16 protein-coding genes are annotated in these 22,634 nt (G+C 43.7%); 11 read left to right on the plus strand and 5 right to left on the minus strand.

Annotated elements, in window-relative coordinates; translation table 11 throughout:
- The first annotated feature begins 8 nt into the window (after nt 1-8).
- The 11 genes from IGI86_RS04370 (at nt 9) to IGI86_RS04420 (ending at nt 16,666) form a co-directional block, all read left to right on the plus strand.
- The gene (locus IGI86_RS04370) at nt 9-1,001 is read left to right on the plus strand and encodes a cell division protein FtsQ/DivIB (protein ID WP_430617766.1); all 993 of its coding nucleotides are present in this window, start codon (nt 9-11) and stop codon (nt 999-1,001) included.
- Between the two features lie 153 nt (nt 1,002-1,154).
- A complete protein-coding gene (gene ftsA, locus IGI86_RS04375) occupies nt 1,155-2,477 on the plus strand; it encodes a cell division protein FtsA (protein WP_005237279.1) in 1,323 nt (440 codons plus the stop codon).
- 31 nt (nt 2,478-2,508) lie between these two features.
- On the plus strand, nt 2,509-3,753 hold the full coding sequence (ftsZ, locus tag IGI86_RS04380; RefSeq protein ID WP_005237278.1) for a cell division protein FtsZ: 1,245 nt from the start codon (nt 2,509-2,511) through the stop codon (nt 3,751-3,753).
- A 12-nt stretch (nt 3,754-3,765) separates the two neighbouring features.
- Nucleotides 3,766-4,437 (plus strand): YggS family pyridoxal phosphate-dependent enzyme, encoded by a 672-nt coding sequence (locus IGI86_RS04385; protein ID WP_008377340.1) that lies wholly within the window; start codon nt 3,766-3,768, stop codon nt 4,435-4,437.
- 16 nt (nt 4,438-4,453) lie between these two features.
- Nucleotides 4,454-5,107, plus strand: a complete 654-nt coding sequence (locus IGI86_RS04390) for a cell division protein SepF (protein ID WP_005237276.1) — start codon at nt 4,454-4,456, stop codon at nt 5,105-5,107.
- Between the two features lie 26 nt (nt 5,108-5,133).
- Nucleotides 5,134-5,397: a YggT family protein gene (locus IGI86_RS04395; RefSeq protein WP_005228822.1), complete on the plus strand. Its 264-nt coding sequence runs from the start codon at nt 5,134-5,136 to the stop codon at nt 5,395-5,397.
- Between the two features lie 18 nt (nt 5,398-5,415).
- Nucleotides 5,416-6,198: an RNA-binding protein gene (locus tag IGI86_RS04400; RefSeq protein ID WP_016613826.1), complete on the plus strand. Its 783-nt coding sequence runs from the start codon at nt 5,416-5,418 to the stop codon at nt 6,196-6,198.
- A 20-nt stretch (nt 6,199-6,218) separates the two neighbouring features.
- Nucleotides 6,219-6,974, plus strand: a complete 756-nt coding sequence (locus tag IGI86_RS04405; protein WP_005237274.1) for a DivIVA domain-containing protein — start codon at nt 6,219-6,221, stop codon at nt 6,972-6,974.
- A 583-nt stretch (nt 6,975-7,557) separates the two neighbouring features.
- Nucleotides 7,558-10,353 (plus strand): isoleucine--tRNA ligase, encoded by a 2,796-nt coding sequence (gene ileS, locus IGI86_RS04410; RefSeq protein ID WP_005237273.1) that lies wholly within the window; start codon nt 7,558-7,560, stop codon nt 10,351-10,353.
- 366 nt (nt 10,354-10,719) lie between these two features.
- Complete coding sequence (gene gltB, locus IGI86_RS04415) at nt 10,720-15,225, plus strand: glutamate synthase large subunit (RefSeq protein WP_430617767.1); 4,506 nt, start codon at nt 10,720-10,722, stop codon at nt 15,223-15,225.
- A gap of 1 nt (nt 15,226) precedes the next feature.
- Nucleotides 15,227-16,666, plus strand: a complete 1,440-nt coding sequence (locus IGI86_RS04420; protein ID WP_430617768.1) for a glutamate synthase subunit beta — start codon at nt 15,227-15,229, stop codon at nt 16,664-16,666.
- Between the two features lie 83 nt (nt 16,667-16,749).
- Here the strand turns inward: IGI86_RS04420 and vanS are convergent, their stop codons facing one another.
- The 5 genes from vanS to vanC form a co-directional block, all read right to left on the minus strand.
- The gene (gene vanS / locus IGI86_RS04425; protein WP_034878724.1) at nt 16,750-17,880 is read right to left on the minus strand and encodes a vancomycin resistance histidine kinase VanS; all 1,131 of its coding nucleotides are present in this window, start codon (nt 17,878-17,880) and stop codon (nt 16,750-16,752) included.
- On the minus strand, nt 17,870-18,565 hold the full coding sequence (vanR-C, locus tag IGI86_RS04430; protein WP_430617769.1) for a vancomycin resistance response regulator transcription factor VanR-C: 696 nt from the start codon (nt 18,563-18,565) through the stop codon (nt 17,870-17,872). Before vanR-C ends, vanS begins: the two co-directional genes overlap by 11 nt.
- A 98-nt stretch (nt 18,566-18,663) precedes the next feature.
- Nucleotides 18,664-20,766 (minus strand): membrane-bound serine racemase VanT, encoded by a 2,103-nt coding sequence (gene vanT / locus IGI86_RS04435; protein WP_005237268.1) that lies wholly within the window; start codon nt 20,764-20,766, stop codon nt 18,664-18,666.
- Entirely contained in the window at nt 20,763-21,335 is a 573-nt protein-coding gene (gene vanXY, locus IGI86_RS04440; protein ID WP_005237267.1) for a D,D-carboxypeptidase/D,D-dipeptidase VanXY, read from the minus strand. Before vanXY ends, vanT begins: the two co-directional genes overlap by 4 nt.
- A complete protein-coding gene (gene vanC, locus IGI86_RS04445; protein ID WP_005237266.1) occupies nt 21,332-22,384 on the minus strand; it encodes a D-alanine--D-serine ligase VanC in 1,053 nt (350 codons plus the stop codon). Before vanC ends, vanXY begins: the two co-directional genes overlap by 4 nt.
- Nucleotides 22,385-22,634 lie beyond the last annotated feature (250 nt).

The raw sequence follows: 22,634 nt of genomic DNA on the forward strand, positions 1-22,634 counted from the left end.
CGGAAGAGTTGACCCCTTGGCAAAAAGAAAATCTAAAATATTTGCAAGAAAAAGGCAATCAGCCAGCTTGGTCTTCACCCGCTTCTGAAGAAACAGAAGACATGAAAGAAGCGCATGAAGATGAAGAGGAGTTGGCAGAAGAAGCACTTTTTGAAGCAGAACAAGCGATAGAAGAAACCGACGCTGGGAAAGAAGAGCTGCCTGAGCCAGAAAAAAAGGCTCGCTCCTTTGCTGACCGGCTACCTAATCTAAAGGCGTACCGCAATCAAGTATTGATTCGCCGTTTAGCGCTGATTATCGGTTTACTGATGATTCCTTTGCTGATTGTTTTGTATTTTGTTTCGCCGCTTAGTCGTTTGGCTAATGTGGTGGTCAAAGGCAATCAAGAAGTATCCGCAGAAGCGATTCTCAAAAATTCTGACCTAGCCGTCAATGAAGAGATGTGGCCGCAATTTTTTGAACGGAATCAGAGTGTAGCAGCAATCAAAAAAGAATTGCCGCGCATAAAAAATGCTTCTATTTCTTTATCCGGTATTAATCGTTTTGATATCACTGTCACTGAATTCCAGGAAGTGGCTTTATTAGCCAAAGATGGCGGCTATGCACCAGTTTTGGAAAATGGCGCTGTTTTGGATGATATCAGTGAGCAGCTAGAGGAAGGATTGCCGGTTTTAGAAAATTTTTCGGCTGAAGACAAAATCAAGGCGACACTCAGTGCCTATCAAGAATTAAGTTCAGAAATTCGAGATGGCATTTCTCAAATCAAATACACCCCCCGTGACAGCAATGATGAACTGTTAACTCTCTTTATGAATGATGGCAATCAAGTGATTGTCAATATCTCAAATATGGTGAGTCAAATGCAGTATTATCCGCAAATTGCCAAAGATTTGACCGAGGACAGTATTGTGGATATGGAAGTTGGGATCTTTACTTACCCAATTTCAAATACACAAGAAGACGATGCAGACGAAAATCAAACAGCTGATAGTGATTCTTAGGAAAAATTCAAGAGTTTTTTTCATTAACTTGTTTCTAAAAAGCGCCATTATATGGTAGAATTGGTAACAGTGAACAAATTATTCGAATGAACTCTAAAAACGGACTGTGATGGTTCGCTATATATCCAATTTAAGTAGGAGGGAACCCCATCCATGGCAAAAACGGGAATGTATGTTGGCCTTGATATCGGTACGACATCTGTAAAAGTTGTAGTAGCCGAATACGTTGACAGCCAAATGAATATCATTGGTGTAGGAAATGCAAAATCAGAAGGAATCAACCGTGGCATCATTGTAGATATCGATAAAACGGTACAAGCCATTCAAAGAGCAGTAAGACAAGCAGAAGAAAAAGCAGGAATTCAAATTCGCAGTGTAAGTGTTGGTGTACCAGCCAATCTTCTTGAAGTGGAAAATTGTCAAGGGATGATCGCTGTCAACAGTGAATCAAAAGAGATCACCGACGAAGACGTCCGCAATGTTGCTTCCGCAGCACTTGTACGTTCAACCCCTCCTGAAAGACAGATCATTGCTATCTTACCGCAAGAATTTACAGTGGATGGTTTTGAAGGGATCAAAGATCCTCGTGGCATGATCGGTGTTCGCCTAGAGATGTTTGGTGTGGTTTATACAGGTCCAAAAACCATCATTCACAACATTCGTAAATGTGTGGAAAAATCTGGTCTGATCGTTAATGAAGTAGTCATTACGCCATTAGCACTGACAGAATCGATTTTATCTGATGGTGAAAAAGATTTTGGTACGATCGTTATCGACATCGGCGGCGGCCAAACGACGACATCAGCGATGCACGACAAGCAATTGAAATTTACCCATGTGAACCAAGAGGGTGGCGAATTTGTCACAAAAGACATTTCGACAGTTTTAAATACCTCCTTCAACAATGCAGAAGCATTAAAAATCAATTATGGGGATGCGTATCCTGAACGGACATCCGCTAGTGAAGAATTTCCAGTGGATGTGATTGGGAAATCAGAACCTGTGAAGATCGATGAACGCTATTTGTCAGAAATCATCGAAGCACGTATGGAACAGATCTTTACCAAATCAAAAGAAGTCTTAGATGAAATTGATGGACTTGATTTGCCAGGTGGCGTGATTTTGACTGGTGGTGCTGCAAGCCTGCCGGGTGTCGTAGATTTGGCTCAAGAAGTATTCGAAACAAACGTTAAGCTTTACGTTCCTAATCATATGGGACTTAGAAATCCTGTATTCACCAATGTAATCAGTATCGTTGACTATTCAGCAAACTTAAGCGAAGTCTATCAGCTTGCCAAAAGTGCGATCACTGGTGAAAAAACAGTCGCGCAACAGCCCGTTGCCATTCAACAACAAGAAGTGCATTACGAACAATATGAAGCTCCAGAAGAAACTTATGAAGAAACAGAAGAAGAGAAAAAAGGTGAGTCGATCACAAACCGAGTAAAAGATTTCTTCTCAAATATCTTTGAATAATCTAAAACGATTCTCAGGAGGAAGATAAACTATGGAATTTTCAATTGATAATAACATCAATGACGGCGCTGTGATCAAAGTCATCGGAGTCGGCGGTGGTGGCGGCAACGCAGTAAATCGTATGATCGAAGAAAATGTCAAAGGCGTAGAATTTATTGCAGCCAACACTGACGTTCAAGCATTAAAAAATTCAAAAGCAGAAACAGTCATTCAATTAGGCCCTAAATATACCCGTGGTCTTGGTGCTGGTTCACAACCAGAAGTTGGTCAAAAAGCAGCAGAAGAAAGTGAAGATTCTATTCGTGAATCATTAGAAGGCGCGGATATGATTTTCATTACCGCTGGTATGGGTGGCGGAACCGGGACCGGTGCTGCACCGATCGTAGCTAAAATTGCCAAAGAAATCGGCGCATTGACAGTCGGCGTCGTTACTCGTCCGTTTACATTTGAAGGACCAAAACGCGGCCGTTTTGCTGCTGAAGGAATCGCTAAATTAAAAGAGAATGTCGATACCTTATTGATCATCTCAAACAACCGTTTGTTAGAAGTTGTTGACAAGAAAACGCCAATGCTTGAAGCATTCCGTGAAGCAGACAATGTCTTGCGTCAAGGGGTTCAAGGGATCTCAGACTTGATCACTGCACCTGGCTATGTCAACTTAGACTTCGCTGATGTGAAAACAGTGATGGAAAATCAAGGCACCGCTTTGATGGGAATCGGCGTTGCTAGCGGCGAAGAACGCGTGATCGAAGCAACGAAAAAAGCAATCTCTTCACCATTGCTAGAAACATCGATCGATGGTGCTGAACAAGTGCTATTGAACATCACTGGCGGATTGGACATGACTTTATTTGAAGCACAAGATGCTTCTGATATCGTCGCTCATGCGGCAACAGGTGATGTAAATATTATTTTAGGTACATCAATCAATGAAGACTTAGGCGATGAAATCCGTGTGACTGTCATTGCAACTGGCATTGACCCTTCTAAAAAAGAACGTGGGTCTCGCTCTAGCAGACAAAGTCAAAGCCAAATTCATTCTATCCCACAAAAACCAACCTTAGATATGGACCAAGCGCGTCCTGCACAAGCAGAAGAAAGCAATGGTTTTGGTGATTGGGATATCCGTAAAGAACAAAATGTACGACCTAAAGTAGAAGAAAACACATTTGAAAATGTAGAAAAGAAAGAATTCGACACCTTCAGCCGTGATGAAGTACGCTCGAATGATGACGACGAATTAAGCACACCACCATTTTTCCGTCGTAAACGCTAGGGGGCAGAGCACATGATTTCTGAGAACTTGCACAAGATCCAGCAAGAGATACAGGACTCCTGTGCTCTTGTTTCTAGAAATGCCAGTGAGGTCTGTTTGACAGCTGTGACAAAATCCGTCGATACAGAAACGACAAGAGAACTTCTAGAAAATGGTGTGCGTGATTGTGCAGAAAATCGAGTAGAAAAGCTACTTGAAAAAAAGGCAGCATTAACTGATTACCCAGATGTCCGTTGGCATTTTATTGGTAATTTACAGCGCAGAAAGGTAAAATCAGTTATAAATGAGATTGATTTTTTCCATGCGTTGGATTCAATCAAACTGGCACAAGAAATTCAAAAACGAGCAGAGCATCCGATCAACTGCTTTGTGGAAGTGAATGTTTCGCAGGAAGCAACGAAACAAGGGATTTTCGTAGAAGAGGTGGTGGCTTTTATTGAAGCACTCGCTTCGTTCGACAAAATTCGTGTTGTTGGATTGATGACGATGGCCCCGCTCACTGCTTCCAAAGACGAGCAGCATCAGATTTTCAAAGAATTAAAAAGGATTCAACAACAGATCGCTGACCTGCATCTTACACATGCCCCTTGCTTAGAAACGAGTATGGGAATGAGTAATGACTTTCCCATTGCGATTCAAGAAGGCGCAACATTTATTCGTGTAGGAACAGCATTATTTCAATAAAAAAGGAGGTTGACCGATGTCGCTCAAAGAGAAACTGACCAATTTTTTTGGATTGACTGACGAAGAAGATTATTATGAAGAAACATTTGCCACTGAAGAACCGGCACGCACGGCAGCGAAACCAGCTGTGAACCAAGGAGGAGCTTTTACCGCCCCTAGAACAACAGCGAGTACGCGTGCTTCTAGCCAAGCGGCTTCTTATACAACAAGTCAACCACAAAATCAAGCCTATCAATACAGACAGCAGCCTCAAACTGCTGCCTATCAACAATCCTCAGCGGCGGCTGAACGAGTAAGATCGGTGCCTAAGACGGAAGAAAAAGTCGTTCCAATGGCGCAACAAAGAACTAATACGAGAGTCAAAGACACAAAAGCAAAAGAAACTTCTCCACAAATGGCTGGAAAAATAACGATCGTAGAACCACGCGTTTATTCAGAAGCTATGGGGATTGCGAAGCAAGTCATCAATGGAGATGCTGTACTTGTTAATTTTCATTTAATTGAAGAGTACCAAGCTCGTCGAATAGTTGATTTTTTAACAGGAACAGTGTACGCTGAAGATGGTGATATCAAGCGTGTTGGCGATGAAATTTTTCTTTGCACGCCTAAGGGTATGGAAATTGAAGGCACTGCCCAAACATTAGCAGATACCAATTTTTTTGATATCTAAAGTGAGGAGGAACGCCAATTTTATTCTTGAGATTCGTTAAATTACTGAGTGATGCTGTTTATCTGTATACCATTTTATTAGTGATCTATGCACTTTTGTCTTGGTTTCCAGGAGGGTATCAGTCCGCTTTTGGCCGTTTCTTAGCAAAAGTGTGTGAACCGTATTTGAGTTTATTTGATCGATTGAAATTAAGTTTTGCTGGTATCGATTTTACGATTGCATTTGCAATTATTGTCTTACAGCTAGCATCACAAGCATTGATATTGATCCTACAATCAATTTTATTTTAACGTAAGGGGTGGTTATCGGTGAACGCAAATGTCTATCAACATTTTCGAAACGATGAACGCCCTTTTATTGATTCCGCTCAAGGATGGATCGAACAAGTGCAAATGCAGTATGCGCCTTACTTGACTGATTTTTTAGATCCGAGACAAGCGTATATCTTAGAAAGCTTGATTCGTCAATCAACGGATTTAAGTTTCCGCTTTTTTGGTGGATATGAAGCTGCTGAGAGACGACGTTGTTTGATTTATCCCGATTACTATGAGCCCACCACCGATGAGTTTGACATGACTTTATTTACGATTCAATACCCGAAAAAATTTACGGTGTTGAGTCATGGAAAAGTTTTAGGCACATTAATGGGGACTGGAGTCAAGAGGGAATACTTTGGAGACATTCTTTCCGATGGTGAAATATGGCAAGTATTCGTTGCTACTGAAGTCAGTCATTTTATTCAACTACAAGTGGATAAAATCGGCAACGTATCGGTACGTTTGGAAGAAACGAAATATACCGATTTGATCGTGCCTAAAGATGGCTGGACCGAGGAAAGAGAAACGGTTAGTTCATTGCGTCTTGATACAGTGATCTCCGCCGTGTACAACATCTCACGCCAACGTTCGAAACAGTTGATCGAATCAGGAAAAGTAAAAGTAAACTGGACAGAAGCATTACGACCAGATTTTGTTCTGGATTTACTGGATATCGTTTCAGTAAGAGGATTTGGTCGGATTCAAATACAGGGGTTAGAAGGAACCACGAAAAAAGAAAAAGTTAGATTGTTATTAGGTGTATTACGTAAATAAATCAAAGAGGTGTATAGAATATGGCATTAACTCCATTAGACATTCAAAATAAAAACTTTTCAGTAAAAATGAGAGGCTACAATCAAGACGAAGTCGATGACTTCTTGGATATGATCGTTCGTGATTATGAAGAAGCCGTTCAACGCAATCGTGAGTTAGAAAAATCGTTGAAACACGCAGAAGAAAAACTTGAATATTTCAATGAATTGAAAGATGCCTTGAATCAATCCATTATCGTGGCTCAAGATACGGCGGATAAAGTAAAAACAAGCGCAAGCAAAGAATCAGAAGTAATCGTTACTTCTGCTCAAAACCGTGCGGATGAAATGGTTGCTACTGCAGAAAAACATGCGCATGCCTTGATGACCTCAGCGGAAGAAAAAGCCAAAGAGATTTTGACGGATGCAACCGACAATGCCCGTCAATTGGCGACAGAAACAAATGACTTGAAGAAGAAAACCAGAGTCTTCCATAACAACTTATTAGTTATGTTGCAAACGCAATTAGAACAAGTGAAGAGTCCTGAGTGGGAAGAAATTTTGGCGCCATTTTCAAGCTATGTACAAGATTCCCACCAAGTGATCAGAGAAGTTTTGTCAAAAGAACTTGACAGTGAAAATGGTTCTGGAGTAAACTCAGAAGCAGTGGAAACATTTGATGTGGACATTGTTGAATCAGATGAAAAAATCGTTGATGTAAGTGAAAGCCCTGAAGTGAAAACATTAGATGATGCGAGAAACTTATTAGACGAATTGAACAAGACAGATAACAACTAAGACACAGAACAGAAAAATTTCTTATATTTTTCAAGCGAGTTTGGGAGAGTGGAAGCCAAATAAAACCCTGTAAGAAATCAGATCATCTGTGAGTTGCGTTCTTGAAAGAGCTGACTTTTCAAAGACTCGAGTAGAGAACGACGCCTGATCCCGTTACCGATCATCAAAGAATTGTCAACCGACAATAAAATTTGGGTGGTACCACGAACACGTTCGTCCCTTACCAGGGACGGACGTGTTTTTTGCTGTGAATCACTGCGATTGGTCCGCAAAGCGGAACAGAGCAGATGATGAACAGTACTAGGCGACCGCCGGGAGCGTAGTAACCTTACTAGGAATCACTAGGATTGGTCCGCAAAGCGGAACAGAGCAGATGATGAACAGTACTAGGCGACTGCCGGGATCGTAGTAACCAAACGAGGAATCACTAGGATTGATTTTTAAAAATCAGTGAGACCTAAACACAAGGAAGTCATGGCAACCTATCCATTTTGATACGTTCAATAGAAGCAATCGGTTGATCGAGTCGATGGATTTTGAAACTATACCAAAACGTTGAGAGACGAAAAGGAGCGAAACAAGAATGAAAATGAAAGAAACACTGCATCTTGGAAAAACCGCTTTTCCAATGCGAGGCAACTTGCCGAACCGCGAAGTGGATTGGCAAAAAGAATGGGAAGAAAATCAATTGTATCAACGTCGTCAAGAATTAAATGAAGGCAAGCCAACCTTTGTCTTACACGATGGCCCTCCCTACGCAAATGGAAATATCCATATCGGACATTCATTAAACAAAATCAGTAAAGACATCATCGTACGTTCCAAATCGATGTCAGGTTTCCGTTCCCCTTATGTACCTGGTTGGGATACTCATGGTTTACCGATCGAACAAGTACTGACCAATAAAGGGATCAAGCGCAAAGAAATGAGCTTGGCAGAATATCGCAAAAAATGTGAAGAATATGCTTTGACACAAGTGGATACACAAAGAGCTGATTTCAAACGTTTAGGCGTTTCTGGTGACTGGGATCATCCATATATCACATTGACACCAGATTATGAAGCAGCAGAAATCCGCGTGTTCGGAAAAATGGCAGAAAAAGGCTACATCTACAAAGGATTGAAACCAATTTACTGGTCACCATCTAGTGAATCATCATTAGCAGAAGCTGAGATCGAATACAAAGATGTGAAATCACCATCGATCTATGTGGCTTTCCCAGTAGCAGATGGCAAAGATTTGCTTGATTCAGATACATCTTTTGTTATCTGGACGACGACGCCATGGACCTTACCAGCGAATCTAGGAATCTCTGTGAATCCAACCTTTGCCTATGTTCAAATCTTGGCCGATGGCCGCAAATTCGTCGTGGCAAAAGATTTATTAGAAACCGTGACGAATGAGATCGGTTGGGAATCTGTCGAAGTATTACAAGAATTGGCTGGCGATCAATTGGAAAAAATGACGGCAAAACATCCTTTTTATGATCGTACGTCTCTATTGATGTTAGGGGACCATGTGACATTGGATGCCGGTACTGGTTTGGTCCACACTGCACCAGGACACGGGGAAGATGACTACATCGTCAGCAAAAAATATGGTCTAGATGTCTTATCACCAGTCGATAGCCGTGGGGTCTTCACAGAAGAAGCGCCAGGATTTGAAGGGGTCTTTTATGACAAAGCCAATCCAATGATCACTGAGCTTTTAGAAGAAAAAGGAGCCCTATTAAAACTAAACTTCTTTACTCACAGCTATCCACATGATTGGCGGACGAAAAAACCAGTCATCTATCGGGCAACACCACAATGGTTTGCGTCTATTGATAAGTTCCGTCAAAATATTTTGGATGAAATCGAAAAAGTAGATTGGATCATTCCATGGGGAAAAACTCGTTTATACAATATGATTCGCGACCGCGGCGACTGGGTGATCTCTCGTCAACGTGCGTGGGGCGTTCCGTTGCCAATCTTTTATGCAGAAAACGGCGAAGCCATCATTACGCCTGAAACGATCGAGCATGTGGCAAACTTGTTTGCTGAACATGGTTCAACGATTTGGTTTGAAAAAGAAGCAGAAGAATTACTGCCAGCTGGCTTCACGCATCCGGGCTCACCAAATGGCAAATTCTCGAAAGAGACTGACATCATGGATGTTTGGTTTGATTCAGGTTCTTCTCACGAAGCCGTGTTACGTCAACGTCCAGAATTGACGTTCCCAGCTGACATGTACTTGGAAGGTTCTGACCAATATCGTGGGTGGTTCAACTCAAGTATCACGACTAGTGTTGCGATCAATGAAGTCGCACCATATAAAGCCGTCTTGTCTCAAGGCTTCACCTTAGATGGCGAAGGTCGCAAGATGAGTAAATCTCTTGGTAATACCATTGCACCAGAAAAAGTGATCAATCAAATGGGTGCGGATATTTTGCGTCTTTGGGTCAGCAGTGTTGACTACGAAGCGGATGTCCGAGTGTCTATGGATATCTTGAATCAAGTGTCAGAAGTCTATCGGAAGATTCGCAATACCATGCGTTTCTTATTAGCGAACACGAGTGATTTTGATCCAGCAAAAGACAGCGTACCTTTTGAAAACTTGCGTTCTGTCGATAAATACATGATGGTTCGTTTGAATCAAACCATCAAAACGATTCGGGAAGATGGCTATGAAAAATATAACTTCTTGCATATTTACCGGACAGTCATCAACTTCTTGACAGTCGATATGTCTTCCTTCTATTTGGATTTTGCAAAAGATGTCGTTTATATCGAAGCTGAAAATGATTTCCAACGCCGTGCCATGCAAACCGTCTTTTATCAAACAGCGGTTGCATTGACGAAATTATTGACACCGATCATTCCGCATACCGCAGAAGAAATCTGGTCACACTTGAAAGAAGAAGAGGAATACGTACAGTTAGCGGAGTTCCCTGGCTATGATACATTTGCTAACCAAGAAGAACTGCTCGATCTTTGGCGGGCCTTCCTTGATTTCCGTGACAATGTCTTAAAAGCATTAGAAGAAGCGCGTAATGCAAAATTGATCGGAAAGTCCTTTGAAGCGAAAGTCACTGTTTATCCAACTGAGCCAGTTGCGGCATTGCTAAAAGCTATCGATTCAGATATTGCACAACTGCTGATCATTTCACCAGACTTCTTAACGATCAAAGAAGCCGGTGAAGCAGCTCCTGAAGCGGCATATCAATTTGAGGATGTGGCGATCTTAGTTGAAAAAGCCGAAGGGGAAGTATGTGAACGTTGTCGCCAAGTCCGGGTAGATGTTGGTGTAGAAGAGCAACTGCCAACACTTTGTGGGCATTGTGCAACCATCGTCAAAGAAAACTATCCCGAAGCAGTTGCAGAAGGCTTTGAAAAATAAAAGAACGAAAAAAGATGACCCCATTGCGGGTCATCTTTTTTTGCGCTTGCTCATTCTTATTCCTTGAGAATGGGAGAAAAACGCACGTTTCTGACATGAATATGAGAAAATAGGTGGCAATTGATAACGATTCTCATTTGTTTGCAATAATTTTTCGACAGTTTATTGTATAATAAAAAAACCTTACTAGACGAAGTTTCTTCCTTAAGGTCTGTAGTCAATTGTTTGTTCGAGATAGAGTATTTCACTGTCAACAGAAGAAACCAACGAGCTCGGATCAAGTAAAAAAAACTTGCCAGATAGAAAAACAGGTTGTAAACTGTTAAAAATCGGAATATTCAGAATATTGAAAGAAAGTGTGATTCCATGAGTGATTTAGAGATGATGAGGAAAACGAACCAAACGATGTACGATGCCGCTTTTGAAAAAGATGCTTGTGGGATGGGGTTTATTGCACAAAAAGATGGTCGCTATTCCCGAGAACTTGTGCAAAATGCCTTAACAATGTTAGAACGGATGAACCACCGAGGGGGAACTGGCGCTGAACCTGACACAGGTGACGGAGCTGGAATTTTGATGGCGATGCCTGACCCATTTTTTCAACAGCGAGCAAAAGAGGCCGAAATCTCATTGCCTGAAAAAGGCGCCTATGCTGTTGGGATGTTTTTTTTACCGAAAGAAAAGCTCCGAGCAGCACAGGTCCAAGAAGAAGTAGTCAAAGATATTCAACAAATGGGTTTTACCGTTTTATGGCAACGGGATGTGCCTTATGATTATTATCAGTGTGGACCGGGGGCGCAAAAAGTCATGCCCTCATTTGTGCAAGTCTTTATTGAAAAACCTGTCGATGTAGCTGCTGGACGTCTCTTTGAAGATCAGCTTTACCGGCTACGACGTAAACTGGAAAAAACGTATCATACCGATGAGTTGTCTATCTGCAGCTTGTCCAGTAAGACAGTTGTTTATAAAGGAATGCTGCATGCCTATCAAGTTGGCTTATTTTTCAAAGATCTTCAAAGCGCAGAAATGACTTCGAGTATTGCTTTGACCCATTCTCGTTTTTCGACAAATACCTTTCCAAGTTGGAGTCGGGCGCAACCTTTTCGTTTCTTAGCCCATAATGGCGAAATCAACACGTTACGCGGGGCAGAAAATTGGATGCATGGACATCAGATCGAAGTCTATGATGATGAAAATTCTGATTCGGCGAAACTAGAAAATTGTATGGAATATTTGTACCGTCAAGGGCGAGATATTCCTCAAGCACTGTTGATGATGGTGCCAGAAGCGTGGTCCAAAGAAGCTGGATTGTCACCGGAGCTGACGGCTTTTAATGAGTACAACGCAAGCTTTATGGCTCCTTGGGATGGACCGGCAGCTTTATGTTTTACAGATGGGGATTTGGTAGGGGCTGCACTCGATCGAAATGGGTTACGGCCATCTCGCTACTCGATCACGAAAACTGGTTTTGTGGTCGTGGCCTCTGAGTCAGGCGTTGTGGATCTTCCAGCATCGGAAGTGATTGAAAAAGGGGTGCTTGGACCAGCAAATATGTTTTTGGTGGATACCAAAAAAGGGGTGATCTTACGCAATCAAGAAATCAAAGCGCATTATGCGAATGCCCATCCTTACCAGGAGTGGCTAGCGGATCACTTATTGACACCAGAGCTGCTTCCTGAGACTGAGAAGCAGGAGGAAACAGCAGATGATGCGATCCAGATCCTTTGGAAACGAAATGGTTACACGGATGAGATCATTCGCACGTTGATTTTACCAATGGCTCAAACGGGAGAAGAACCAGTGATCTCCATGGGGTTTGATTCACCCTTAGCTATTTTGAGCGAACGTCCCCAATCCTTGTTTACGTACTTCAAGCAACAATTCGCCCAAGTGACCAATCCACCCATTGATGCGATTCGCGAAAAATTAGTGATCGGTACCGAGCTGTTTTTAGGTCGAGATGGGGATGTTTCAAAGGACATTCGAATCAATTGTAATAAGCTGAAGATTGCTAGTCCGGTGTTAAAAACGAGTGAATATGAAAAAATCAAACAGTTAGATCAAAATGGTCAAAAAGCGGCTTTACAGTCGATTCTTTATGATTATGTACCAGAAAACGGGGCAGCTTTGCAACAAGCGTTAGAAGCGCTTTTTAAAGAGACGGAGCAAAAAATCGATTCTGGGGCAACGATCGTCATTTTAAGTGATCGGGAAGTCATCCAAGCGCAAGAAGGAAAAGTGGCGATTCCGATCCTTTTGGCGGTATCAGGTCTGCACAATTACTTGGTGCGAAAAGGCAAACGTTCCTTGGCATCAATCGTTGCGGATACTGCGGAAGTCTGTGAGGTCCATCATTATGCCATGTTAGTCGGCTACGGAGTAAGTGGGGTCCACCCTTATGGGGCTTACCAGACATTGGCGCATTTTGAGCTTTTAGAAAAGATTGAAAGTTACCGCAAAGCTTGTGAGAAAGGTATTGTCAAAATTATGTCACGGATGGGGATTTCAACGATTGCCGGTTACCATGGGGCGCAATTGTTTGAAGCTGTTGGTATCTCTGAGAAAGTTATCTCCGAATACTTTACCGGCACGGTTACTCGTATCGGTGGACTTTCATTAGCGCAAATCGAGCAAGAATACTTAACGCGTTATGAAGCGGCGTATGGCGAGAAACGCGTGGATTATCTTGATTCGGGTGGTAGTTTCCAATACAAAGCTGACGGGGAACATCATCTGTTCAATCCAAAAACAATCTATGGATTTCAAAAAGCTGTTCGTACCGGCAGCTATGCGCTTTATAAAGAATATGCGGCGGAGATGAACCAAGACGCGTTAGAGAATCCAACGACCCTCCGTTCTATGTGGACTTTTGGGAACACGAGACGCAGTATTCCTTTAGCTGAGGTGGAACCTGTTGAAACGATCGTCAAACGGTTTAAAGTCGGCGCGATGTCTTACGGCTCTCTAAGTGAAGAGGCGCATCGCTGTATTGCTGAAGGGATGAATGCGATCGGTGCAAAATCCAACAGTGGAGAAGGTGGAGAAAATCGGAATCGTTTCAAACCAGTGAAGGGCATTAACTATAACAGTCGTATCAAACAAGTTGCTTCTGGCCGTTTTGGTGTCAATGCCGAATATTTAATGAGTGCGGACGAACTCCAAATCAAAATGGCCCAAGGGGCAAAACCTGGTGAAGGTGGTCAATTGCCAGGCAACAAAGTCTTCCCATGGGTAGCGGAGATTCGTGGCTCAACACCTGGTGTCCGACTGATTTCGCCGCCACCACATCACGACATTTATTCGATTGAAGATCTAGCCCAGCTGATCTATGACTTAAAAGCAATCAACCCGTATGCCCGCATCAATGTCAAATTGGTTTCTAGTACAGGTGTGGGTACGATCGCTACCGGTGTCGTCAAAGCCGGTGCAGACGTAGTCGTGATCTCAGGCTATGACGGTGGGACCGGTGCTTCTCCGAGAAATTCGATTCGGGATGCTGGCTTGCCTTGGGAGATGGGGCTTGCAGAAGCCCATCAAACGTTAGCTATGAATCATTTGCGGCAGCGAATGACCTTAGAGACAGATGGAAAATTGATGACGGGGCGTGACATCGCCATTGCTGCTCTTTTAGGAGCAGAAGAATATAGCTTTGCCTCTTTAGCGCTAGTTGCGATTGGTTGTGTCATGATGCGAGTTTGCAGTATCAATACATGTCCTGTCGGCATTGCTACACAGAACCCAGCGTTGCGCAAATTTTTCGCAGGGAAACCTGAGCACATCATCAATACGATGTACTTTTTAGCAGAAGATTTACGGGAAACGATGGCCGAGCTAGGGTTTCGCACGATTGATGAGATGGTAGGACACGCGGAATTGTTGACACCACGCTTCGTTGCCAAAGGCAAAGCAAAATCATTAGACTTTTCCAGAATGATTGGAACGACGATCCCGATCGAACGCAAAGTGACGGACCCATTCCTTGAGAAACGACAGTGGCCAGAGTTAGACGCTTTTGCCCAAGCAGCTATCGACAATAATCAAGAAATCGTTATGAATCATACGATCAATAATGTTCAACGTTCAGTCGGCGCTCGTTTAGGGGGCTGGATCGCAGAACGCTTTGGCAATTACGAAGTAACGCCAGGTTTGTTGCAGTTTACGTACCGCGGCATTGCTGGACAAAGTTTTGGGGCGTTTGCCACCCAGGGCATCCAGTTGAAACTGATTGGCGAGGCCAACGATTATGTAGCAAAAGGACTGAGTGGTGCCCGTTTGATCATTGTGCCGCCTGATGATGCCGCTTATGACGCAGAGCATTCACCGATTGTCGGTAACGTTGCTTGTTTTGGGGCGAATCGTGGTGAAGGCTATTTCCGCGGCATTGCTGGCGAACGCTTTTGCGTCCGTAATAGTGGAGCCAAAGTCGTTGTAGAAGGTGTTGGGGACCATGGCTGTGAGTACATGACTGGCGGCGTCGTGGTGATTTTAGGAAAAACCGGCCGCAACTTCGGTGCCGGAATGTCCGGTGGCGTGGCATACGTCTATGACCCTGATCAAACTTTTGCAGAAAAATGCAATCGGGAAATGGTTGATTTGTACCGGATTGGCGAAAGTGGCGATGACCATCAGCTGAAGGAGATGATCCAGCAGCATTTTGCCTATACAGATTCATTGAAGGCGGCTGAGATCCTAGAAGATTGGGAAAATCAGCAGCAACATTTCATCAAAGTCTATCCGACAGAGTACCATCAGATGATCCAAGCAACGGAGACTTTGGCTGAGCAAGGATTTATCGGGGAGGAACTTGTGACGAAAGCTTTCGAAGCCGTCGTCGGTCCACAATTGACTATTCCAGGAAAGGAGCGCGACTAATATGGCAGATCCATTTGGTTTTTTAAAGTACCCAAGAGTAGAAAATCCTACCCGACCGGTTTTAGAACGTATCCAAGACTGGCAAGAATTACAGACGCCATTGCCTGAAAATGAGCGTCAAGAGCAAGCGGCGCGCTGTATGAATTGTGGCATTCCTTTTTGTCATACTGGTTCTTTTTACGGCGGGCAACGGGCGGTTTCAGGTTGTCCCAATGACAACCTGATTCCTGAATGGAATGATCTGGTTTATCAAGGGCGTTTCCAAGCCGCCTTTGAGCGTTTAGCCAAAACCAATCCACTACCAGAAATGACAGGGCGTGTCTGTCCTGCTCCATGTGAAAAAGGCTGTACCGAGGCACTGAATGGCTCAGGTGTCACGATCCATGACAATGAACGTTTTATTATCGATACTGCTTTTGAAAACGATTGGGTCAAAGCTTCCGGGTTGCCTCAAGATGCGACTGGTTTCAAGGTGGCCATTGTTGGTAGTGGACCGGCTGGTTTATCCGCTGCTTGGCGCTTGAATCAACTAGGACATCAAGTGACGGTCTATGAACGCAGCGATCGCTTTGGCGGTTTGCTAATGTATGGTATCCCAAACATGAAATTAGACAAAGATGTCGTGCAGCGACGTATTGATCTAATGGCAGAGCTAGGCGTGACCTTTGTCGCTAATACGGAGATCGGTCGTGACTTGTCAGCAGAAGAATTGTCCGCTCAGTATGATCGGGTCATTTTGGCAACAGGAGCTAGTGTTCCTCGTGACTTGAAGATTCCAGGTCGTGAATTGACTGGGGTGCAATTTGCAGTCGATTATCTGACGGAAGCAACCAAAGATGTCTTAAAGCATGGCAAAGAGGCAACAAGTAAAAAACTTGCTGGCAAGCACGTCGTCGTGATTGGCGGCGGCGACACTGGAAATGACTGTATTGGTTCAGCGATTCGGCAAGGAGCCGCTTCTGTGCGTCAATTGGAGATCACGCCCCAACTGCCATTGACACGTACCGACAGCAATCCTTGGCCTGAATACCCAATGACAGCCCGCACAGGATATGGGCAAGAAGAAGCGGCTGAAGTCCTGCAAACACAAGTGACGTATCATGGGGTGTCCACAACAGCCTTTATCGGCGCCGAACGCGGCCAGTTGATCGCCATCGAAACGGTCTCAGTAGATCAACAGTTTCAGCCGATCCCTGGCACAGAGCAAGTGATCAAGGCGGATTTGGTTTTGTTGGCAATGGGCTTTGTTGGTGCAGAGACCCAACTCTTCGATGCCTTTGGTGTGCGAGAAGTGTACGATGATTACACGACGAACAATGAACGAGTGTTAGTCGCAGGAGATGCTAAAAGAGGACCGAGTTTAGTCATCTGGGGGATTCGCGAAGGACGCTTAGCGGCAGAAAAAGTCGATCAAGCGTTACGATCATTGGTGTATCAATAAGCAATCAATAAAAAACAACCTGAGCAGCTCTTCCTCCCTCTGAATTAGAAGGGGAACAGCGAAATGCTCAGGTTGTTTGCCTGTTAAGCAGTTGGTTCAGATGGATGGGGCTTTGACCGCTGTTCATTTTTTTCCATTGATACCTTCGGTAGACGAATCGAAAAGACGATGGTTTCGTCACGGCTTTCCGCCCAGATTTTTCCACCTAATGCTTCAACGATTTCTTTGGCGATCGGCAGCCCCAGACCGGTCCCACCCGTCGCTGTTGCTCGGGAAGCATCCATGCGGTAGAAAGGCTCAAAAATCAAGCCGATCTTTTCAGCTGAGATCGTTTTTCCTTGATTGGTCAAACGAATCAGGATATCATCAGATTCGCTGATGGCTAAACGCAAAGGGGAGTTAGGATAGCTATAATTGATGGCATTGCGGATCAAGTTATCAAAGACGCGTTCCATCTTCTCTGTATCGACAGTCGCATAGACTTTTTTCTGCAGCTGCAGTTGCCAATGAAGGTTTTTTTCTTCTAACAGCGGCAAAAATTCAAACGTCAACTGTTCCAGCATCAAGCTCAGATCCGTGGTTTCGGTCTGTAAGGCGATCGTTGTAAGATTAAAACGGGTGATTTCGAAAAACTCGCTGATCAATAATTCTAGCCGCTGGGCTTTTTGCAAGGCGATCTTGGTATAGCGTGCCCGTAGTTCGGTAGAAAGCTGTGGTTCCTCTTCTAAAAGCGTCAAGTAGCCGATCACACTGGTCAAAGGCGTGCGTAAATCGTGTGCGAGATAGACGATCAAATCATTTTTCCGCTGCTCTGCTTCTTTGGCTGCTCGTTGATCTTGGAGATTTTTTTCCCGTAACTGGTTCATTTCTTCTTGCACATCGATCAGATTGCTGGAGAGAATGATTCGCTTCGTGGGTTCGGCAATCAATTGATTCGTGGCTTGGATCGTTTCATTCAAATAGCTGATGGCTTTACTCATATAATAAATCGTTGTGCTCACCCAAATCAGCAAGGCACCGATAGCTAGACAGACGAGCCAATAATCAGCAAAAAGCCGTAATATTTGATAAATGGGCTCATAGCCGTACCAAACCCTCAATCCTGCTACAAAGCGAACAGTTAAAGGGATCAGAATCAAAAGGAGCATTAAAACACCTGTGGTGATAAAGTATTGAGTCAAAAGTTTCCGGATCAATGGACTTCTATTTTTCAATGATATAGCCGACCCCCCATACAGTTTTGATTAATTTCGGTTTGCGGGGTTGTTCGTTTAGCTTTTCCCGCAGACGGGCAATATGTGCCATCACTGTGTTATTGTTGTCTAAATATTTTTCTTTCCAGACTGCTTCAAAAAGAGTTTCTGAGGCAACGACCGATCCTTGGTGTTCAAATAAGTAAAGCAGGATTTTAAATTCGATGGGGGTCAAGAAAACCTCTTTGCCATAAAGATAACATTGGTGACTGTTGATTTTCAACAGTAAGCCTTTCTTTTCGTATTCTTCAATCTTCTGCGGAACAGCTGACTGATTGTATCGTTGGTATCGCCGTAGTTGCGTTTTGACCCGAGCAACAACTTCTAATGGATTGAAGGGTTTAGTCACATAATCATCTGCACCTAGACTTAGACCGGTAATTTTATCCAGATCTTCTCCTTTGGCAGTGAGCATCAGTACTGGAAAAAAGTGGGTTTTGCGAATGGTCTGTAACAGCTGAAAGCCGTCGATATCCGGCAGCATCACATCTAAAACTGCCACATCGACTGTTTCTTTTTCGAGATAAGCCAAAGCACTCGTTCCATCATAAAAAGGTTCCACTTGAAAGCCTTCATTCCTTAGAAACGTCGTGACTAACTCGGCGATTTCTTTTTCATCATCAACAACAATTATTTTTTCTGCCATCCTTGATTCACTCCAACTATCTACGATCTTTTTTCATTTAAACTACCATTTACTCTACCCACATCATACCGTAATCGGTAAGCGAATGCATTCGTTTTCTACTTTGACATTGAAGGGACGCGGGAACCTAGTCGACTGATCAATTCATTGGGAATGGTTTGTGCTTGATCAGCTGTATTCGTCCAATCGCTGATTGCTTCTAACCAACTTTCGACCGCCAGTTCTGGATAGTCCGTTAAATCGATCAAGAGCATATCCATACAAATCAACCCAACCTGCGGGAGTAAAACCCCTTGATAAGACAATTGGAATCCTTGATTTGATAGGGCACGGGGGACTCCGTCACAGTAGCCGATACTAACGATCCCAATCGTGGTAGGTCGATCAAAAACAGTGGCTAGTCCATAGCCGATCGCTTCACCAGCGGCGACTGTTTTTTTGTCCACTAGTAAGGCTTTTAGGGTCAGAATCGGCTGTACGTTTATCTTCTGTTTTGTTGGTTCATTCGGGACACTCAGGGAACCAGTTAAAAGAATACCCGGGCGCACATAATCATACTGTTTCTCTGGATAATTCAATATTCCGTAACTGCTTTGCAGATGCGTCAGACCATAGGCGATATTTCTAGCGGATAAGCCAGCCAATAGATCATCAAAACAAATGATTTGGGCTTGTGTCCGTAAGATACTTGCCGTATCTAGCTGATCTGAAGAGCCTAGATGGGAAAAAATGCCTGTGATCTTGAGGGATGGCAAGGCATAAAGCCTTCTAACTGTTTCAAGGTCAGGGGCAACGCCTAGACGATGCATGCCGGTATCTACCGCTAAATGGCATTCGATTTGAAGGCCTGTTCGGGCTAACGCTTGTCCATGCGCTTCACTGACGATAGTTTGAATTAAGGAATATCGGTTCAGCTCTTTGGCACGTTGGGCAGAAGTGTACCCTAAAATCAGTAAGCGACTTTTAATGCCAGCTCGCCGTAATTCGATGGCTTCTTCTATGGTGGCAACAGCAAAAAAATCGACGCCTACTCTTTCCAAGGTACGAGCGACCAATTGCGCATCGCAACCATAGGCATCTGCTTTAACCACCGCCATCACTTTTGTTTTTGCGGGGATCAATCGCTTGATTTCCTGCAAGTTGTGCAACAGGGCGGGGGCTGAAAATTCTTTGGCTGCCCGCTGCAAGTGGAGCGGCGTTTTTTTTGGAAACGGGAACAGCTTTTGCAAAGCAAAGAGACCATAAATCAACCCGATGGTCAATCCTAAGACCACGAAGTAATTGATTAGATTGTTTTGAAGCAAGGGCAGTTTCTGACTAAGAAAATGGGTTACTGCAATGGTATAAGGATGGAGCAAATAGAGCCAAAGGGACAGACGACCCGCTTGTTTCCAGATCACGGGTGCTTGCCATTGCTGAATGATCGGAAATAAAAACAAGAGAACGAAGGGCAAAAAGACATACATGCTGTCATGTTTAGGTGTAGTAAAGTGATGCAAGAGATAACTTTCCAGAAGCAAGCAAATAAGACTAATCATCAGATAACTATAGCGATGGGGAGAAGCAGGTTTTTTGGCAAATCTTCTGGCTAGTACCCCTAAGATCAAAAATAAGGGAGCAAAAAAAATGCCGTTGCGAGTTCCATCCAATAGTTGGAAAATCAGTGAATAGAGTGGCGTGATGGGTGTTTGTGCAGCCAGTCCAGACCAACTGTCCCCACCTAAACCAACCACATACAAACCGACAGCAATGAAAAACACCTGCTTGAAAGAAAGACGTGTCAAGAGGCCCATCACTAGTAGACCGCCGGTAATGATCGCAGGAAAATACCAAAGATGGTAAAGAATGCCGTTGACTAGCAAAGTTTGAATAAAAGTGTCTAGTGGCATGTTCAATCCTAGTATGCCGCTGTACCAAGCAAGCGGCAAAAAGAGCAGTGTGGCAATGAGATAGACTTGCAGCTGTTTTTTGATAAATAACCAAATACGTTGTCTGGCAGGATAGCTGTTTTGGGTGGCTAAGTCACTGAACACATAATACCCGCTGATCATAAAAAAGAAGGGGACGGCGATTCTGAAAAGAGTCAATGTGATCAGGATATCACCATCGGGCCACAATCGATGAAGGGGCAGGCAGTGGATCGCGACCACCATCATCGCCAAAATCACCCGGAATTGCTCGATTCCTTGATTCTTCTTCATGCGAACTGCCTCGCAGTTTGTTCAAGATATTGATAGTATTCTTCCAAGGTCCACTGTTGACTGGCGATGATTTGACTATGAGGCAGACCGACATAACGAAAATGCCATGGTTCATAGCCAATCCCTGTAATCTCCTGTTTGTCTGCGGGATAGCGTAAAATAAACCCATAGTTCATCATTTCCTGGGTAAATAAATCAGCGGCTGCGCTGTCACGAAATCGTGGGCAGATCAAATCATCCTGGCTGCCCTTTAAACCAACATCGATCGCTAAGCCTAACTGATGTTCACTGCAACCGGGCAATGCCACAAATTGTTTCGTATAGGCTAGCCCATTTTCTTTCAAGGAATATTCCCATAAATACCGTTGCTGCTTTTCGGTTCGGTAGCCATCTAATAAGCAGATCTCGTCTTCAAGCTTTAAGGCTTTGACGAGCCGTTTCCATTGTTTGGCTGCTTCAGGCTGCAAGTAAACTTCTTCTTCACTAAAAGCAGCAAGGACGAGGTGGGGCGGCTCTTGGTTTTTTTCTAATGGAAACTCTTTGCTAACTAACTGTAGATAGGGATTCATTTGACTTCCTCCTTTGCTAAGACAAGCAGTTTTTGTAGTAGTTCTTGATAGGATAAGCCGATCGCTGCCATCATGGCAGGATAGCGGGAGTGACTCGTAAAGCCCGGCATAGTATTGATTTCATTCAAGTATAGTTCTCCTTGATCCGTGACAAAAAAGTCGATGCGAGCAAGACCTTTAAGACCAAGACTGTGATAGAGCAGCTGAGCTTGTTCTTTGACCTTGGTTTCAATCGTTTCAGGCAATGGTGCAGGAACGGTGATCTTGGCGCTGATCAGCTGGTACTTTTCTTCAAAATCGAAAAAGCCGTCTACTAATGAAATAGCGTCACAAGCACCGACAGTCAAAGAGTCGTTGCCCAAAATACCGCAACCGATCTCAACACCGGCAATATTTTTTTGTAGGAGCACTGCTGAACAATAAGTAAAGGCTTCTTTTAAGGCAGAAGCGATTTCTTCAACGCAGGTGACTTTAGTGATCCCTTTTGAGGAGCCCGCTTCATTAGGCTTAAAAAAAACCGGAAAGCCATGGGTCTGGATAAAAGCTTCGATTTGATCTTGCTGGTTGGCTTGATTTGTCAAGAGAATCGTAGGAGCACTTTGTACGCCAATGGCTGCTGCAGCTTGATGCAGCAGCCATTTGTTCATACATAAGGCAGAGGCTGCCACCCCGCAGCCTACATAAGGCAGCTTCATCAATTCAAACAATCCTTGGATACTGCCATCTTCCCCGTATTTGCCATGCATAATGGGAAATAAAACATCAGGTACCAACGTTTGCTGCGCTTCACTTAGCCAAAAGCCGTTTCCTTCAAAAAGCGGCTGGATTTTCTGTTTATGTTTCGTATCCAACAGCCACGTGTCTTGTCGGATGTTTTCCAGTTCTCCTGTATACAAATACCAATCCATAGCATCAGGGGCGATCCCGATCAAAGAGAGGTCATAGTCATCGGGAGATGATTGGAGTGCTTCGATTGCGCTAGTTGCTGAGGCTAAAGAAACGGCGTACTCCGGTGAATTGCCTCCAAAAATAATGGCGATTTTTTTCATATTTTTCTTCCTTCCACTTTTCGATTCTTGCTACATTCAGTCTATCAAGGAAAGAAAAAAGAAATTTACGGGCTTACTGGTATCTTTCTTTTCTTTTTGTGATGAAATTGTGACGAATTTATGACAAAAGGAAGGCGACAGCTTCCGCTCTTTTTACGCAAGAAAGGAAACAGAATTTGAAGTAGAAAAAGCTGCTATAAGATGGAGCGGAGAAAATAGTGAAAGGAGAGCACTTTTAAGGAAGGAAAGG

It is taken from the genome of Enterococcus sp. AZ188 (assembly GCF_050544075.1).
GTDB classification, from domain to species: Bacteria; Bacillota; Bacilli; order Lactobacillales; family Enterococcaceae; genus Enterococcus_D; species Enterococcus_D entomosocium.

What these genes read in the sequence shown, in the direction of transcription:
- IGI86_RS04420 (WP_430617768.1), top strand. Translation starts at nt 15,227, where the DNA reads ATGGCAGATCCATTTGGTTTTTTAAAGTACCCAAGAGTAGAAAATCCT.
- vanR-C (WP_430617769.1), bottom strand. Translation starts at nt 18,565, where the DNA reads ATGGCAGAAAAAATAATTGTTGTTGATGATGAAAAAGAAATCGCCGAG.
- IGI86_RS04385 (WP_008377340.1), top strand. Translation starts at nt 3,766, where the DNA reads ATGATTTCTGAGAACTTGCACAAGATCCAGCAAGAGATACAGGACTCC.
- vanC (WP_005237266.1), bottom strand. Translation starts at nt 22,384, where the DNA reads ATGAAAAAAATCGCCATTATTTTTGGAGGCAATTCACCGGAGTACGCC.
- vanXY (WP_005237267.1), bottom strand. Translation starts at nt 21,335, where the DNA reads ATGAATCCCTATCTACAGTTAGTTAGCAAAGAGTTTCCATTAGAAAAA.
- vanT (WP_005237268.1), bottom strand. Translation starts at nt 20,766, where the DNA reads ATGAAGAAGAATCAAGGAATCGAGCAATTCCGGGTGATTTTGGCGATG.
- ftsZ (WP_005237278.1), top strand. Translation starts at nt 2,509, where the DNA reads ATGGAATTTTCAATTGATAATAACATCAATGACGGCGCTGTGATCAAA.
- IGI86_RS04405 (WP_005237274.1), top strand. Translation starts at nt 6,219, where the DNA reads ATGGCATTAACTCCATTAGACATTCAAAATAAAAACTTTTCAGTAAAA.
- gltB (WP_430617767.1), top strand. Translation starts at nt 10,720, where the DNA reads ATGAGTGATTTAGAGATGATGAGGAAAACGAACCAAACGATGTACGAT.
- ileS (WP_005237273.1), top strand. Translation starts at nt 7,558, where the DNA reads ATGAAAATGAAAGAAACACTGCATCTTGGAAAAACCGCTTTTCCAATG.
- IGI86_RS04390 (WP_005237276.1), top strand. Translation starts at nt 4,454, where the DNA reads ATGTCGCTCAAAGAGAAACTGACCAATTTTTTTGGATTGACTGACGAA.
- ftsA (WP_005237279.1), top strand. Translation starts at nt 1,155, where the DNA reads ATGGCAAAAACGGGAATGTATGTTGGCCTTGATATCGGTACGACATCT.